This is a genomic window from Marinobacterium rhizophilum, from assembly GCF_024397915.1.
In the GTDB taxonomy this organism is placed as follows: Bacteria; Pseudomonadota; Gammaproteobacteria; order Pseudomonadales; family Balneatricaceae; genus Marinobacterium_A; species Marinobacterium_A rhizophilum_A.
The window spans coordinates 1,658,310-1,673,236 of sequence record NZ_CP073347.1 but is presented as its reverse complement, the minus strand read 5'-3'; the positions used below and the strand labels follow the sequence as shown (position 1 = coordinate 1,673,236).

17 protein-coding genes are annotated in these 14,927 nt (G+C 59.9%); 14 read left to right on the top strand and 3 right to left on the bottom strand.

What is annotated here, in order from left to right:
• Nucleotides 1–260: 260 nt before the first annotated feature.
• The 4 genes from KDW95_RS07450 to KDW95_RS07435 all read left to right on the top strand — a co-directional run bounded on the left by KDW95_RS07450 (nucleotide 261) and on the right by KDW95_RS07435 (nucleotide 4,672).
• On the top strand, nucleotides 261–473 hold the full coding sequence (locus KDW95_RS07450) for a DUF3311 domain-containing protein (RefSeq protein ID WP_255855655.1): 213 nt from the start codon (nucleotides 261–263) through the stop codon (nucleotides 471–473).
• Nucleotides 466–1,917 carry a sodium:solute symporter family protein gene (locus KDW95_RS07445; RefSeq protein WP_255855654.1) on the top strand — a complete coding sequence of 484 codons (1,452 nt, stop codon included), beginning with the start codon at nucleotides 466–468 and terminating at the stop codon, nucleotides 1,915–1,917. Before KDW95_RS07450 ends, KDW95_RS07445 begins: the two co-directional genes overlap by 8 nt.
• A 35-nt stretch (nucleotides 1,918–1,952) precedes the next feature.
• Nucleotides 1,953–3,254: an amidohydrolase gene (locus tag KDW95_RS07440; RefSeq protein ID WP_255855653.1), complete on the top strand. Its 1,302-nt coding sequence runs from the start codon at nucleotides 1,953–1,955 to the stop codon at nucleotides 3,252–3,254.
• Nucleotides 3,255–3,355: 101 nt separating this feature from the next.
• Nucleotides 3,356–4,672 (top strand): OprD family outer membrane porin, encoded by a 1,317-nt coding sequence (locus KDW95_RS07435; protein ID WP_255855652.1) that lies wholly within the window; start codon nucleotides 3,356–3,358, stop codon nucleotides 4,670–4,672.
• A 106-nt stretch (nucleotides 4,673–4,778) separates the two neighbouring features.
• On the opposite strand, the gene KDW95_RS07430 is transcribed toward KDW95_RS07435, so the two are convergent.
• Nucleotides 4,779–5,504 (bottom strand): helix-turn-helix domain-containing protein, encoded by a 726-nt coding sequence (locus KDW95_RS07430; RefSeq protein ID WP_255855651.1) that lies wholly within the window; start codon nucleotides 5,502–5,504, stop codon nucleotides 4,779–4,781.
• 157 nt (nucleotides 5,505–5,661) lie between these two features.
• Here KDW95_RS07430 and KDW95_RS07425 point away from each other — a divergent pair, with 157 nt between their 5' ends.
• The 4 genes from KDW95_RS07425 to KDW95_RS07410 are packed head-to-tail and all read left to right on the top strand — an operon-like array spanning nucleotide 5,662 to nucleotide 8,273.
• Nucleotides 5,662–6,354, top strand: a complete 693-nt coding sequence (locus KDW95_RS07425) for a DUF5058 family protein (protein WP_255855650.1) — start codon at nucleotides 5,662–5,664, stop codon at nucleotides 6,352–6,354.
• A gap of 17 nt (nucleotides 6,355–6,371) precedes the next feature.
• Nucleotides 6,372–7,052, top strand: a complete 681-nt coding sequence (locus tag KDW95_RS07420) for a hypothetical protein (RefSeq protein ID WP_255855649.1) — start codon at nucleotides 6,372–6,374, stop codon at nucleotides 7,050–7,052.
• A gap of 16 nt (nucleotides 7,053–7,068) precedes the next feature.
• Nucleotides 7,069–8,139 (top strand): C45 family autoproteolytic acyltransferase/hydolase, encoded by a 1,071-nt coding sequence (locus KDW95_RS07415; protein WP_255855648.1) that lies wholly within the window; start codon nucleotides 7,069–7,071, stop codon nucleotides 8,137–8,139.
• Nucleotides 8,140–8,171: 32 nt separating this feature from the next.
• Nucleotides 8,172–8,273, top strand: a complete 102-nt coding sequence (locus tag KDW95_RS07410) for an amidase family protein (RefSeq protein ID WP_255855647.1) — start codon at nucleotides 8,172–8,174, stop codon at nucleotides 8,271–8,273.
• 644 nt (nucleotides 8,274–8,917) lie between these two features.
• Here the strand turns inward: KDW95_RS07410 and KDW95_RS23595 are convergent.
• Complete coding sequence (locus KDW95_RS23595; protein WP_370646678.1) at nucleotides 8,918–9,127, bottom strand: Hpt domain-containing protein; 210 nt, start codon at nucleotides 9,125–9,127, stop codon at nucleotides 8,918–8,920.
• Here KDW95_RS23595 and KDW95_RS07405 point away from each other — a divergent pair.
• From KDW95_RS07405 to qhpE, 6 genes are all read left to right on the top strand, one after another.
• Nucleotides 9,065–9,718 (top strand): SPASM domain-containing protein, encoded by a 654-nt coding sequence (locus tag KDW95_RS07405; protein ID WP_255855646.1) that lies wholly within the window; start codon nucleotides 9,065–9,067, stop codon nucleotides 9,716–9,718. The genes KDW95_RS23595 and KDW95_RS07405 overlap by 63 nt on opposite strands.
• Before the next feature lie 53 nt (nucleotides 9,719–9,771).
• Nucleotides 9,772–10,044 carry a quinohemoprotein amine dehydrogenase subunit gamma gene (gene qhpC, locus KDW95_RS07400; RefSeq protein WP_370646677.1) on the top strand — a complete coding sequence of 91 codons (273 nt, stop codon included), beginning with the start codon at nucleotides 9,772–9,774 and terminating at the stop codon, nucleotides 10,042–10,044.
• Between the two features lie 15 nt (nucleotides 10,045–10,059).
• Nucleotides 10,060–10,455 (top strand): hypothetical protein, encoded by a 396-nt coding sequence (locus KDW95_RS07395; RefSeq protein ID WP_255855645.1) that lies wholly within the window; start codon nucleotides 10,060–10,062, stop codon nucleotides 10,453–10,455.
• Between the two features lie 157 nt (nucleotides 10,456–10,612).
• The gene (locus KDW95_RS07390) at nucleotides 10,613–11,167 is read left to right on the top strand and encodes a hypothetical protein (protein ID WP_255855644.1); all 555 of its coding nucleotides are present in this window, start codon (nucleotides 10,613–10,615) and stop codon (nucleotides 11,165–11,167) included.
• A gap of 123 nt (nucleotides 11,168–11,290) precedes the next feature.
• Nucleotides 11,291–13,033 carry an ABC transporter ATP-binding protein gene (locus KDW95_RS07385; protein WP_255855643.1) on the top strand — a complete coding sequence of 581 codons (1,743 nt, stop codon included), beginning with the start codon at nucleotides 11,291–11,293 and terminating at the stop codon, nucleotides 13,031–13,033.
• A complete protein-coding gene (qhpE, locus tag KDW95_RS07380; RefSeq protein ID WP_255855642.1) occupies nucleotides 13,026–13,748 on the top strand; it encodes a subtilisin-like serine protease QhpE in 723 nt (240 codons plus the stop codon). The genes KDW95_RS07385 and qhpE overlap by 8 nt, the downstream gene beginning before the upstream one ends.
• 160 nt (nucleotides 13,749–13,908) lie before the next feature.
• Here the strand turns inward: qhpE and KDW95_RS07375 are convergent, their stop codons facing one another.
• A complete protein-coding gene (locus KDW95_RS07375; RefSeq protein WP_255855641.1) occupies nucleotides 13,909–14,406 on the bottom strand; it encodes a GFA family protein in 498 nt (165 codons plus the stop codon).
• Between the last annotated feature and the right edge of the window lie 521 nt (nucleotides 14,407–14,927).

The following is a 14,927-nucleotide window of genomic DNA, read 5'->3' as shown; positions in this document are numbered from 1 at the left end:
ATCGAGGAGATATTAAAGATATATTTCTATGATGAATCAAGTTGATTCATAGTGAGAGCACACTTAAGCCGGGTCGTTCGAAAGCCGCGCGAAGGGCCGGGCTGAGTGGGGATAACGCCTGCCGGACCCTACCGGTAAACAATAATAACGACTCGTTGTCGCCGGCGGACTCCGATTCCTGCGATTGCCTTGCGAACCGCTCGCAAGCTTTCCGGAGAGGGCGTCAGAAAGTCCGCCGTGCGCGAGTTTGGAGCCGACCCATGAGCAAGACTTATCATATTCTGGTTGGTTTGCATTTCGCAGTCTGTATCCTGGCGATGATCTGGCCGGGTGCGCTGATCGCAAACCGCATCGAACCCACTGTGCTTGGCATGCCGTTTCTGATGTTCTGGTACATCCTCTGGATGGGTGTGCTGTTCGTCGGTACCTGGGTTGCCTACGTCGTTCGTCACGGAGGTGGCCGCAATGACTGATTCGTCAATCGTCACCGGCATCACGCTGGTCTACCTGATCTCCGTGCTCTGGCTGGGCATTCGGGCGCGCTCGCAGAGCGCTTCGAGCCTCGAAGGCTACGCCGCCGGCGGGCGCCACGTCGGCGTGCTGATACTTTTCTTTATTCTGGGGGCTGAAATCTTTTCCGCCTTCGCCTTTCTCGGTGCGCCCGGCTGGGCCTACAAGCACGGTGCGCCTTCGTTCTATATCCTCGCCTACCTGTCGCTGGCGCCGATCGTAATTTGGACTCTGGGGCCGCGTGTCGCGGAACTTGGGCGCCGTAAAGGCTATCTGACACAGGGCGATATGCTTGCCGATCACTACGACAGCAGACCGCTGGGCGTTTTTGCCGGACTGGTTGGCGTGCTGGCGCTGGTACCCTACCTGACCATTCAGATCGCCGGCGCCGGTCTGCTTTTCGAAGCCGCGACCGACGGGCAGGTGCCGTTCTGGCTCGGCGCGCTGCTGGCTTTCCTCGTGACCACCGCCTATGTCTTTTGCAGCGGCCTTAGCGGGATTGGCTGGACCAACCTGATGCAGGGGATCATGATGGTCGCGGTCGCCTGGTTCCTCGGGCTCGCCATCCCGGAACGTCTCTACGGCGGGGTCAGCGAGATGTTCTCGAAGATTCAACTACAGTTGCCGGAGTACCTGACAATGCCCGGCGCGACCGGTATGGGGTGGGGCGCCTTCAGCACCGCCATCTTGGTCAGCATTGTCGGCGGCGCCATGTGGCCGCACTTGTTCATGAAGTTCTACACTGCCGATAGTGGCCGCTCGCTGCGCCGCATAAGCGTGCTCTACCCGCTCTACGCTTATCTGCTGATACCGCTGCTCTTTATCGGCTTCGCAGGCATCCTGATCTTTGCCGATGCACCGCTAGCACGCCCAGATACCGTGTTGCTGAAGCTAGTGATGGATGTCGTTAACTTCTCGCCCTGGATCATCGGGCTAACGCTGTCCGGCGCTTTGGCGGCGGCCATGTCGACTGGTGCCAACTTGGCACATACCGCCGGCGTGGTGCTCGTGCGCGACGTTTTCGGCGCGACCTTCATGCGCGGAGCCAGTGACGCTACCGCCGTCCGCGTGACGCGCTGGAGCGTAGTGGCCATATCGATGCTCGCCTACGTCATCGCGCTGCTGAATCCGTCCTCGCTGGTATTGCTCCTGCTGGGCGCCGTCGGCCTGATCGTACAGCTGATTCCGATGGTGGCGGGGGCACTCTTTTTCGAACGTCTCAAGCGCCAGAGCGTGATGGCGGGTGCAGCGGTGGGCAGCTTGCTGTTCCTGCTGTTCCAGTTCGCGCTCGACTCGCCGTATGGCTGGCATCCCGGCGTTTGGGGACTGCTCGCCAACTTGGTGATCGTTGCGCTGTGGCAAGCGGTCGCGCCGAAAAAGTCGACTCCCCGTGGAGCCACCATCTAAACCGGCAACCGAAAGAGCGAATCAGGAGTTTCATCATGACAGACAGCACAGTGGCCCGGTTCAGGGATCGCATCGATCTTGGCATCGATGGCGTCGAGGCCGACGTTCGGGCTCTCTACCGGGACCTCCATCAGCATCCGGAGTTGCCGTTCCAGGAGTTCAATACCAGTCGCAAGCTCGCCGAGGCGCTGGAGACTCACGGTTTCGAGGTCACGCGCGGCGTCGGCCGAACCGGTGTGGTGGCGTTGCTGCGCAACGGCGAGGGGCCGACCCTGATGCTGCGCGGCGACATGGATGCGTTGCCGATCCTCGAGCAGACCGGACTCGACTACGCCAGCTGCGCCACGGCCGAAGGCGTCGACGGCGAGCGGGTGCCGGTGATGCACGCCTGCGGCCATGACCTTCACAGCAGTTGCCTGGTTGGCGCCGCGGCGGTGCTGGCAGGTATGCAGGATTGCTGGCGGGGCACGCTGATGGTGGTCGGCCAGCCGGCCGAGGAGATTTTCGGCGGCGCCCGGGCGATGCTGGACGACGGGCTCTACGAGCGCTTTGCACGGCCCGATATCATCTTCGGCCAGCACAACATGCCGGCGCTGGCCGGTACCGTCGGCCATATCGCCGGACAGGCGATGTCCGCGGCCAGCTCCATCGGCGTCACCATACACGGCGACGGCGGTCATGGCTCGATGCCCGCCAACACCGTCGATCCCGTGGTGATCGCCGCGCATGTGGTGACACGGCTGCAGACCATCGTCTCGCGAGAGGTGCCGCCCGAGGAGACGGTGGTGGTCACCGTCGGCAAGCTGCACGCCGGTACCCAGGGCAATATCATTCCACACAGCGCCGACCTCGAAATCAACGTGCGCAGCTTCGACAACGCGCTGCACGCGCGGGTTCTGGAGTCTATCCGGCGCATAGTGCAGGCCGAGTGCGACGCCGGTCGCTCGCCGAAGCCGCCGGAGTTCCGGCTGTTGAGCGAGACCATCACACTGGTCAACGACCCGGCCAGCGTGGACCGGGTTCGCACGGCGCACGCCGCCTTCTTCGGCGACGATGGCCTGTTCGAGATGCAGCGGGTCAACGGCAGCGAGGACTTTCCGTATTTCGGCAATGCCGCCGCTGGCGGTTTCGGCGGTGACGATATCCCTTACGTGTACTGGTTCGTCGGTGCGGTGACACCGGAGCGCTGGCGCGAAACGCCGGGGCAGGGCGTGATGGCAAAAATGGCGCACCTGGAGATGCCGCACTCGCCCTACTACAACCCGGGGCACGACACCGCGTTGCGCGCCGGCATCGGTGCCATGGTGTCGGCGACTCTGGCTTATCTGGGGCGCTGAACGATGCGGCGGTCGCTGGCCTGACCGGGATTCCCATTCGAGGGCTGGAGAAGATGGCAGCCCGCCGCTAAACACGAAAAACCTCCCACTGGAAACTAATAATGAAAAAGACTCTGCTTGGCCTCGCGCTGGGCGGCCTGGTGCCGCTTGCGCCTTCTGCATCCGCTTCGGTTCTGCTTGACGGAGACGAACTGCGGCTGACCTACAAGAACTTCTACTGGACGGAGTCCGTTGACGACAGCACCGGCCAGTACGCCGGTAGCAAGCGTGACGAATGGGTGCATGCCGCGCTGGTCGATTACAGTACCGGCTATATCGGTGGCTGGCTCAAACTCGACTATGGCTTTGCCGCCGCCGATCAGCTCCATATCGGCGCCGATGTCACCGACGTCTCCAACCTGCCGCCCAACCGGAACGACATCAGCGATCCGAACGGTACCGCCGCCACCCAGACCGCCTACCTGGGCACGCGCTTCGGCAACGACAAGGTGACCTTCAACCTCGGTGCAGGCAAGAAGCGCCGCTCCGAGTTGCTGTACAACGACTCGAACTCCCGGATCCTCCCCTCGACCACGGTCGGTTACGACCTCGACGCCAACGTCGGCGGCCTGCGGCTCTACTACACCGAGTTCGACAAGCACAGTCCGCGCAACCAGGGTACCTGGGGCGAGTCGCTGAAAACCATCGGTGGCGAGAAGATAGACGCGGTACGGTACTACGGCGCCCGTTACGACGCCGGCAACGGTCTGGTGCTGGACCTGACCGAGCTCGAGGCCGTGGACTACATCAAGGAGCGCTACGCCAAGGGCGCCTACAGTCTGGCGCTGGAGAACGGCGACAAGCTGAGCTTCAGCCTGATCTGGGGCGACCAGCAGGACGCCGGCAGCCTGTTCGAGTACGGCGGCCTCGGTGGCTACGCGCCGCCCGGCGACCTTGACGCTAAGTTCTACGATGCCGGTATTCGCTACGGCTTCGGCGGCCTGACCCTGGGGCTCAACTACCTGGTGACCCGCGACGACGACTTGAACCGGGTGCTTTTCTCCAGCGACCACGGCACCTGGGAAACCAGCGGCAACAGCTGGTCGCGTGATGCGCTGGAGGACGAGCAGGTGGTGACGGCCTCGCTGGGCGTGAATTTCGCCGAATACGGCGTGCCGGGCCTTAGCTGGACCCTGAAGGCGGCGCACTCGAGCGACGCACGCGGCTACGACAACTTCAGCCGCAACGAGTACTCTAGCCTGCTGAGCTACGCGTTCCAGAACGAACTCAAGGGGCTGTCGCTGACCTGGTGGGCGGTTGACCATCAGGCTACCGGCGTGATCGACGGCGTCGACCGAACCGTCAAGGTCGTCGGCCCTGCGGGGCTGGAACGCAAGGACGCCAATCGCCTCTACCTGGTTTACTCGCGGGCCTTCTGAGCCCGCAACATCTAAGCGACCGCACCGGTTTCCCTCTCGCTGGTGCGGGCTTTCCGGCCTTCGCGAAGGTGCTGCCGGCGCTCAAACCACCCGGTCGTCGACACCTTCAGGCTCGATCTTGGTTGCGAAAGAACGCCGCCGTCCGAGGTGCTTTCGCCAGCGCGGCCGCAATGTCGCGGGAGGCCTGGTCGAGCGTTTCGAGGTAGCGTTCGGCAATGAGCCTCGGTGTCACTTCTTCGTCTATGACAGCGATATTGAGTGCACCTATCGTACTTCCCTCGAAGCGTACCGGTACCGCGATGGCGTTATAGGGGGATTTCCAGTTGAATCGGTGCTCCCAGTGCTGGCTGGTTCTCGGATAGTAAGCAATATTGCGAAACTCCTGTCTGCCGATATCCATATAGGCTTTTGATAGCGATGAATGCTTTGCCTCTGGAATAACGCCGATAACCTCCTTTGACGCCATGCGGTAGTTGGTTTCGCCAAAACTGCTTTCGACGATAGAGAACTCCTCTATATTGACTGCTAAGTCGGATGGCTCCGCTGTTTTTTGAAATAATGACTTGAGTATTTTATTTGACGCATTGGATACTTCAAGTTTAATCAAGGTTATTTTGTCGATGGAAAATATAGGACTTAAGATACTGTATCGTCCATCGGCCAGATAACGATATAGCCACTGCTCGCTTACCATTTGTGTCAGCAGCCTGAACACAGTTGCTTTTGGCAAGTCCAGAATTATGTGAATTTCCTCAAGTGAAAGTGGGGAGTTTATCTTGAGAAGTTCAATTATTTGTATGGCCCGATGAACCGATCTGTTTGCGTAGTCCATTTTTATGTTTCACTCTGCGATACAAGTGTTTTTTACAGATGCTGATCAATCTGAGATAGTGTATTCCTCGATTTAAATGAAAGTCAATTGAAAGCGGTGTGATCCTTATGAAAACAAACTATAAAAATATATACTCTCGGTCATGGGGGGGAATAGTATGAACTACGAAGAAATTTCCGGTTCCGGCGGCATGTGGGCTGCCTGCAGCCTTGTGGTAATTCTGGTTATATTTCAAGCGACTATATTTATCGTCAAGGCCCGCAAAACTGCGGTTACGCTGGGGCTTGCAAGTGCGGATCTTCGGACCGGACTGAAAATCGCGGCCATCAGCTCCATAGGCCCGTCGTGCGCGGTCGGTTTGGCGATGCTTTCGCTCATGGTCAGTCTGGGCGCTCCTTTCGCGTGGATGCGACTGTCGGTTATTGGGTCTGTCCCTTACGAATTGTTTGCGGCCGATAGTGCGGCAAAGGCTGTCGGTACGGAAATAGGCACTGCGTCCTTCGGGATCGATGCCTATGTGAATATCGTATGGACATGCACGCTAGGTGCAACAGGTTGGCTTCTTGTGGTAATGCTCTTTGCACATCGTTTTAACGATATTCGCAATTATGTCGTACGGGGACGTGCCGACCTTCTGCCTATTTTGTCGGGCTGCGCAATGATTGGCGCCGTCGCCTACTTTAGTGCACCCCAAGTGACGAAAAGCGTTACCCATGCTGTCGCCTATATGGTCAGCGGGCTCTGTCTGCTTGTCCTCAATCTTATCGGCAACAAACTTAAAATGGCGTGGGTGTCGGACTGGTCGTTTGGTGTGGCTATTTTTGTCGGCATGTTTTGTACACTTATATAACGGATTCCGGTGGTTTTATGAATTACGATGCATTTGTAAGGTCAATAAAGTTTTGGGGTCGAGTCACGCTTTTTTGCGCGCTTATTCTTAGCTTTGCGCCTGCGGCTTATCTATTTTTTTCTTATGGTTTGACCCCTGATGTCGAGAGCCTTTTGAAGGCGGTAGCCATAATAAGTTCGATTATGGTCGTATCTTGGCTGGTTGAGCCAATCAGCTACTTTCCGATCCTGGGGCTAAGTGGAACCTATATGTCATGGCTGGCTGGAAATATTTCCAACCTCAGGTTGCCTGTGTCGGCCATTACGCAGCATCGGCTTAACGTCGAGCATGGGACGCCCGAAGGCGATGTGGTATCTACCATTGGCATCGCGGTCTCGGTAATCGTCAATCTAGCTGTTGTCTTCGTCTTTGCTTTGGCTGGCGCCATGATTATAGAGCGGCTGCCGGAGAGCGTGATTTCGGCATTTGACTACATCTTGCCGAGTGTTTTCGGTGCGCTGACGATGCTGTTTTCAATGAAGAAACCCTTGCTCAGCCTGGTGGTTATTAGCCTGGCCGTCGGTATGACGGTGCTGGGGGTGTCCAGCGTCATCATTCTCATCATCTGTATCTTCGGCACCATTGCCTTTGGCATTGTGATGCAACTGAAAAATGGTCAGCCAGAATCGGCTTCGGGCCGCATGGAAAACAAAGCCTGATGGAGGCGGTGATATTATGAAACACTGTTATTTAAGCGGTACCGATTACGAAATTGGCTTTCAGCACGGTGAAGCCTGTCGTGACGAAATCGCCGCTAGTCTCGCGACCTATGATTATATGTTCGAAAATCTGGCCGGGTTTTCCTGGAACGATGTCCGAGAGATCGCCAGCCGGGAACTTGCCCGCCTTGAGCTGCTGCTACCCGGGTGCTGCCAGGAAATACGCGGGATCGCCGCCGGCTCTGGGGTGGAATTGCTCGATATCGTCGCTCTGAATATCCGCAGCGAGATCCTCTTCTCGCTAGGGAGGAAGGAGGTCGCGGATGGCTGCACGTCACTCGCGATCACCGCATCGCGAGCGGACCAGTCGTCGTTGCTGCTGGCCCAGAACTGGGACTGGCTGGAGTCTCAGCGTAGTGCCTGTGTCGTGCTGACTGTGAAGCCCGCGCAGGGGAGTTCCTACCTGACCGTGACCGAGGCTGGCATTCTGGCCAAAGTCGGGTTCAATGCGGCCGGTATCGGCGTCTGTCTGAACGCTCTGTCGGCCGGCTTCAGTTCGGACGGAATTCCAGTTCATTTCCATCTGCGGGAAGTGCTGAGAAAAGACCGGCTCAGCGCGGCGATGGACCAGATCGTCAAACAGCCGCATATCTGTGCTGCGCATTACCTGATCGCGAGCCGTGAAGGCATGGCATTCGGACTCGAGGCTACGCCGACCCAGGTCGCGGTGCTGGAGCCAGTAGACGGGGCCCTGTTCCATAGCAACCATCTGTTGCACACTCGGCATGCGCTTCTGCGCGACGATACCCCGAAGGTGATGGGGGCTAGCAGTTATGTTCGCCTCGGTGCGATCAACCGGGCCCTCACGCGTCCCGGCCCGGTTGGCCGGGACGATATTAAGACCATGCTGGCCAGTCATGACTCGCATCCCGAAGGTGTCTGCCAGCACCCGACGGGGGGAGACGGAATCGCCGGAAGGGTGGCAACCGTATTTTCGATCATCATGGACTTGGAAGGCGGCACGGCCGATATCTGTTTCGGAAACCCGTGTGAATCCCAATACCTGAGTCTTGCACTAGAAACCTAAACAGGCGGCGGGCGGCGGCACTGGCTACCTTGATGGTACTGATTGCTGGCGGCAGCGACATGATGGGCTCGCTGCGCAACCCGACGGCCTACAACAGCGTCATCGGTTTCCGCCCAATCCAGGGGTGCGCGTGATATCGCCCAGCTGCTCTCCACCATGGCCGGTTTCGACCCCGGGTACCGCTGACTCTGGAATCGGGCCCGGCGCCGCTCGCCGGTTCCCTGGATATAGAGACAAAAGGCATGAACATCGCCTGGCTCGGCGACTTTCAGGGGTACTTGCCGATGGATGAGGGCGTGCTGTCGTTGTGCGAGCCGGCCCTCTAACGCTCCAACGATATCGGTTGCAGCGTCGAGGCGGTCGATATGCAGCACCCGGTGGTCAACGTGCCGCTGGGGTTTGATGCCAGGGCCGCGCCATGGGCCTGCAACTGATGGGCCGGTAATGCAGGGTTTCAAGGTATTGCCGATCGCCCACACCTACGAGCAGGCACGGACTGCGCCACGAAAAAGCCGACCCTCGCCGGACCTACAATGCTAGGGCGTGCTGATCCGAAGTAATTGAAAGGTCCGCACCGGTTTCCCTTTACTGGTGCGGGCTTTTTGCGTTTTGATACTTCTGGAGGGCGCTGCCACCCAAAGGTGCATATATCCAGCGCCCAAACCTTTTCCTGTGCGGCAAGGCTGCGCGGCGAGGCGCCGCGCTAACAGGCGGGGATCGCGCAGGTGTGGCGCACCAAGCGAGGCACAGGCCCCGTGGCTAACGCCTTTACTGTGCGCTAACCCAGCGCCTCGAGGCTGTGCCGGTAGAGGTCACGCAACTGCGCGAGCTGTTTGTCATCGACCGGGGTGTCGACCTTTTCCAGCGCGCGGCAGCGTGCTGCCAGCCTCGCTAGACCGAAATTTGCACAGGTGCCGGCCAGCTTGTGCAGCAGTTCGGTTTTGGCGGCGGCGGGGGCGTTCAGGTCGTCCAGCAGCTGATTTACCACGAGCTGGGCTTTGCCGAAGTGGGCTTTGGGCCTGTGACCTCGGGGGATATCGAGGAATACAACCTCACCGCTGACGAGCAGATCGAGGTGTTCGCCGGCATGAAGCGCCTGGGGCTGAAGTACCTGGAGGCGGCCTCCCGGGGCGAGAACTTCGGTTTTGGCAACATGCACCAGATGCTCACCGAGATGTACGAGGGCAACAAGAAATTGCTGCCCTGCGGTGCCCGTGTCGGCCTGCTGGCGGTGGACAAGGACGGCGGGCTTAACCTCTGCCACCGTTTCACCGGTTCCGACATGCCGCTGTTCGGCAATGTCGAGACCGGAATCGACAAGCCGCGCCTGGTCGAGTTCGTCGAGCAACGCCTGGATCGCAGCAATACCGGCTGTGAAACCTGCCGCATCCGCAACCTCTGTTCGGGAGGCTGCTACCACGAAAGTTATGCCAGATATGGCGATCCGTCTCGACCGGCTTACCACTACTGCGATCTGCTGCGTGACTGGATCGATTACAGTGTGGAAATCTATTCGCGGATCATGCTCAGGAACCCGGGGTTCTTCGAGGCCTACGTCTCTCCGAGGAGGAGTGCCTGATAATTAAACATCTAAAGTCACTGAATAAAAAAGCCAATCTCATCAACCAGGCGGTGAGCACGGAAGACGTTGAAGATGCTGTGGCGATGCAGACGGTAGTGGGTTGCACTGCAACCACCGATCCCGGCTGGGAGCTGGACCCCTTTGGCGGCCTGGGGTCGCTGTGTCAGCCGATGGAGTCCGACCTTTACGGTTGCGCCGATGCCTGCTGGTGGCCGGCACAGGTACCGGACACCATGAACACCTACCCCGAATGGGGTGAGGGTGTGACGAAGGCAGACAAGGACTGGCGCAAGCTGGACGGTATCTTTGAGGACGGTGAGTAACGGAGAGCGGCCCAGGTGAAATTGAATACCCTACTAAAACCCAGCCTGCTCGCCCCGATGGGTCTGGCGGCGCTGGTGTCGGCGGTGCCAGCCAGTGCCGATCAGGAATACCTGCTGACGATTACCCGCCCCGGTCATCTGCATGTGACCGACATGGCGACCAATACCGTGGAGCGCAGCTGCGACATTCCCGGTGCCTTCGGCTCCGGTTCCATTGCACTGGCACCCGATGGTAAAACCGCCTATGTGCTGAGCAACAAGACCGAAGATGTCTACGGCATTTCGATTCAAAACAGCGACATCAGCTTTCACGCCGAGCAGTCCGAGGGCAACATCCGGGTAAAGTCGGTGAAATCGATTACTGTCAGCACCGATGGCACCGAGCTCTATATCGTGCAGAACCCGGTGTGACAGCTGGCGGACCGGTTTGAAATCCTCGAGCCGAAACTGGCGGTCTACAAGATCGCCGACGGCATGGGGCCAAGCCTGTGCGCAGCTTCCCGGTGGAGAGTCGCATCACCAAGATCGCGGCCACCGCAACCGGTGAGGTTATCCTCGGCGGGGAATTGTGACGGCCATCAACACCCAGACGGGTGAAGTGCGGATGGTTACTGCGCAGCGCAGCGGGGATCGCGGGCCGCTCTGGGCGCCGCCCGATGCCTTCGCCATGCACTCCCAGGGTGAGCAGGCTAACGAGTACCTGATGCCCTACAGCACCGCCAGGTTCGAAGACGAGTCCATGAACATGGAAACGGCGCAGTGGTGGTCGGGCATGAGCCGGGTCAACCTGAAGACGGGGGAGGTCGAGCGAATGGAAACTGTGCCGTTCCAGTTTGTCGTCTTCAACTTCGTCACCGACCCACGGGACTCCAACATCCTCTACGGCAGCTTCAATACCCTGTCCAAGCACGACCTGAGAAAGCATGAAACCGTCGCAGTGCGGGATATGAAACACACCTACTACAACCTGAATATTTCAGCGGACGGCAAAACCCTCTACGTGGGCGGCACCAGCAGTGATATCTCGATCCACGATTCCGACACCCTGGAGAAAACCGGTTCCATCCGGCTCAGCGGTGACATCACCACCTCGGCCCCGCCCATCGCTGACATCCGGGACTGACATTTCCATACGCTTGGGTATAGTAGACGGGAGGCCGCGCATTGCGTCGCCTCCCGTTTTTCGTTTTGACGGCGGACGCCAGTGGCTGCTGGCTTTTTTAACCCCTAGATATCAGGACTGCCCATGCTGAACTGGCTGGTAAATGCCATCCACGCCGATAACAAGGACGTGCTGCGCCTTGGTTTTCAGTGGCTGTACGGCTTTGTGCGTCCGCACCGCCGGGCCATTGGCGGTCTGCTGCTGCTGTCCTTTGTGGCAACCCTGCTGGTGCTGCTGCAGCCCTGGCTGACCAAGCTGCTGATCGACGATGGCCTGCTGGCCGGCGATTACCCGGCGCTGGTAAAAATCGCCCTGGGCATGATCCTGGTGGGCATATTTAGCACGGCGCTCGGCGGCCTGAACCGCTACCTGCACACAAGGCTGTCCGGACGCATCCTGTTCGCGCTGCGCGCGGACCTGTACGCGCACCTGCAGAAGCTGTCTCCATCCTTTTTTGGCCGCCGTCGTATCGGTGACCTGCTGTCGCGCATCGATGGCGATGTGGCGGAGATCCAGCGCTTTGCCGTCGACAGCCTGTTTTCCGCCGTCAGCAGCGTTATCGGTCTTATCGGTGCCCTGGTGCTGCTGCTGACCCTGTCGTGGGAATTGTCGCTGCTGGTGCTGGTGCTGGTCCCGCTGGAAACCCTCTGGCTGCGCTGGATGCGGCGCAAGGTGGAGCAGCGGGTGCGGGTGTTGCGTGAGCGCTCGGCGGACCTGTCGAGCTTTCTGGTGGAAACCCTGCCTGCGATGAAGTTTATCCAGTCGGTGGGGCAGGAAGGGCCGGAGCGGGCCCGCTTGCAGCAGCACAGTGACAACTACCTGGGGGGGCTGCTGAGGCTTCAGGTCACCGAATTCTTCACCCATGCCATTCCCGGCACCCTGACTTCCCTGACTCGCGCCGCGGCCTTTCTGATCGGGGGCTGGTGGGTGATCAACGGCCAGTGGCAGCTGGGTTCCCTGATCGCGTTTTCCACGTACCTCGGCATGGCGACGGGGCCTGTGAACAGCCTGCTGGGGCTCTACGTGGCCATCCAGCGCATGAGCGTGAGCCTGGGACGGGTGAACGAACTGCGCCAGGCGCCGGTGGATGTGGATGCCAGCGCCACGCCCGTGCCGTTGCCGGCAGGGCTGCGGGGCGAGCTACGCCTTGAGGACGTGACCTTTGCCTATCCCGGGCGCGAGCAGGCGGTGCTGAACGGGGTGAGTTGTCACATTCGGCCGGGGCAGAAGGTGGCACTCAGTGGCGCCTCGGGCGTGGGCAAGTCGACGTTGATCGACCTGCTGCAGCGTCATTTCGACCCGCAGGCCGGCCAGCTGAGCCTCGATGGTCTCGATATCCGCCAGCTGAGCCTGGTGGAGCTGCGGCGTGCCATTGCGGTGGTCAGCCAGGATATCACGCTGTTTCGCGGCAGCCTCGCCGACAACATTCGCTATGCCTGTCCCGGCGCTCCGGATGACGCCGTGCTGCAAGCCGCCCGGCAGGCACAGCTCGGGGACCTGGTAGACGCCCTGCCCGAGGGGATGCATAGCCTGATGGGCGAGCGCGGTCAGCAGCTGTCCGGTGGCCAGCGCCAGCGTATCGCCATAGCCCGGGCGCTGTTGCAGCAACCTGCGGTGCTGGTGCTGGATGAGGCCACATCGGCGGTTGACGAGGCCACCGAGGCACAGGTAATTGCCGCAGTGGACCGGCTCTTTGCCGGTCGCACCCGCATCCTGATCAGTCATAGGCGCAGCACCCTGGCCGGTGCCGACCTGACGCTGCTGATGGCCGACGGCCAGCTGCGTGAAGCGGGCGAGGTTGCTATCGAGGCGCCGGGCAATGACTAAGCCGGTGCGGGTCGGCATTGTCGATAGCGGCTGTGGTGATGCGCAGCTGGAGCGGGTGGATGCCAGCGCCGGTTTCGTGATCGAGCAGCAGCAACTGTGGCAGAGCGAGGCGGTGCCCGACCGGCTCGGCCATGGCTCGATGGTGCTGGACATCATTCAGGCGCTGGCGCCGGCCAGCCGTGTTGTGGTGGCGCAGGTGTTCCACGAGCGCTTGTCCACCAGTGCGCACCAGGTGGCGGCCGCTATCGACTGGCTGCTGGAACAGCAGGTGGCGGTGATCAACCTGAGCCTGGGACTGCGCCAGGATCGCCCTGTGCTGCATGAAGCCTGCCGGCGTGCGCTGAGCGCAGGTGTACTGCTTTGTGCATCGAGCCCTGCACGCGGCGATCCGGTGTTTCCTGCGGCTTATCCTGGCGTGTTTCGCATGACCGGCGACGCCCGTTGCGGCCGTGGGGACATCAGTCACCTGGGTACCGAGTTCGCCGATTTTGGCGCCCATGTGCGGCCGCTGGACGGCCGTCTTGGCGCCTCCGGTGCCAGCATGGGCTGCGCCCATCTGAGCGGCCATCTGGCACGGTACCTGATTGAGCAGCCACAGCCGTTCGAGCGCGACGACCTGTCCGCGGCACAGACCCGCTTGCTGGCGGCCAGGGCCTGGCTGATCGGGCAGGCGTGCTACCAGGGCCCTGAGCGGCGCGGCCCTCGCGAGTCTTGAGTTAGAGCCCGGCTATCGCCTGTGTCGGGCCCGATTCAAGCCTGCGTCTTGCGTAACAAAAAATTGTAATCACGTATCCGCGTACCGTCGGGGGCATCGATTATTGCTGTCCTCCGGTTCACGTACAAGGCGGACATCCTGGCGCCTCTGCATGCACCGTTCAGGTCTCTGGTTCCTCAATCCCCAGGCGCTGGTGCCAGGCGGCGAGCGACTCCTGCGGGTACGTGTTAAATAGCGAGTCCTCTGGCTCCTGGTGGACAGGCACCCAGCTCGCCTTTGACTCCAGCATCATGTGCGTATGCTGTGGGGGTAACGGCAGGTCGGTGTCAATTGCGCTGGCAAATGGATGCACGAGCTCCGGCCAGCGCGGGTCCCATAGCCACAGCGCGCTGCCGCAGTGCTTGCAAAAGTTTCGTTGCCCGGAACTCTGCCTGCATTCGCCTGTTTCGGGGTCACGGATTTTTGCCTGGTAGACGCTGATATCTTGCCGGCCTGCAACTTTTAGCGTGTTGTAGTCTGCCCCCAGGTTAATGGCGTAACCCCCACCGCCTGCGGTTTTCCGGCAGATGGAGCAGTAACACTGGTTGAAGGGGTAGGGGTGAGCGGAATAAACGCTGAAATGGATACTGCCGCAATGGCATGAACCTTCGAGCTGCATTGTTGAGTCTCCAAATACTGTGAATGCAAAATACCGGCGTACTTGCTGATAATAACCTGGCGGGAAAACAGCTTCCCTCCCTATTTTCCCGTTTTGTACAGGACGTCCGGTTCCTGACATTTGCTCGTGCAAAGTCAGGATTTACAGCATCCATGGCGGTCATGCCGCTCACGCATGGACAGCTTTACTGCTCCGGCATTAGCTGCATTCACTACATCCATGTTTCAAGTATTACCTCGCCAGATTAATAATAAACATCCTGCCGCAGGGTTCATTTAAAATGCCTTTTTCTCCTTTGAATCCCTGTCGCAGGACGGTGGGTGCAGCGGCCCGGCTGCCGTGGGGCCTGGCGGCCTTGTGATACTCTTGGGCACCTCGAAAAACCTACTGCGCGACTCATATGCTGCGTTGCGCGGTGCTCGGAATCCTCATGTATACCCCATACACTGCGGTTCCTGCGCTCCGTGCGCCTTGCCTCTAAGCCTGCTCGTTACGGTTTTTCGAGGTGCCCTCTTGGGTAC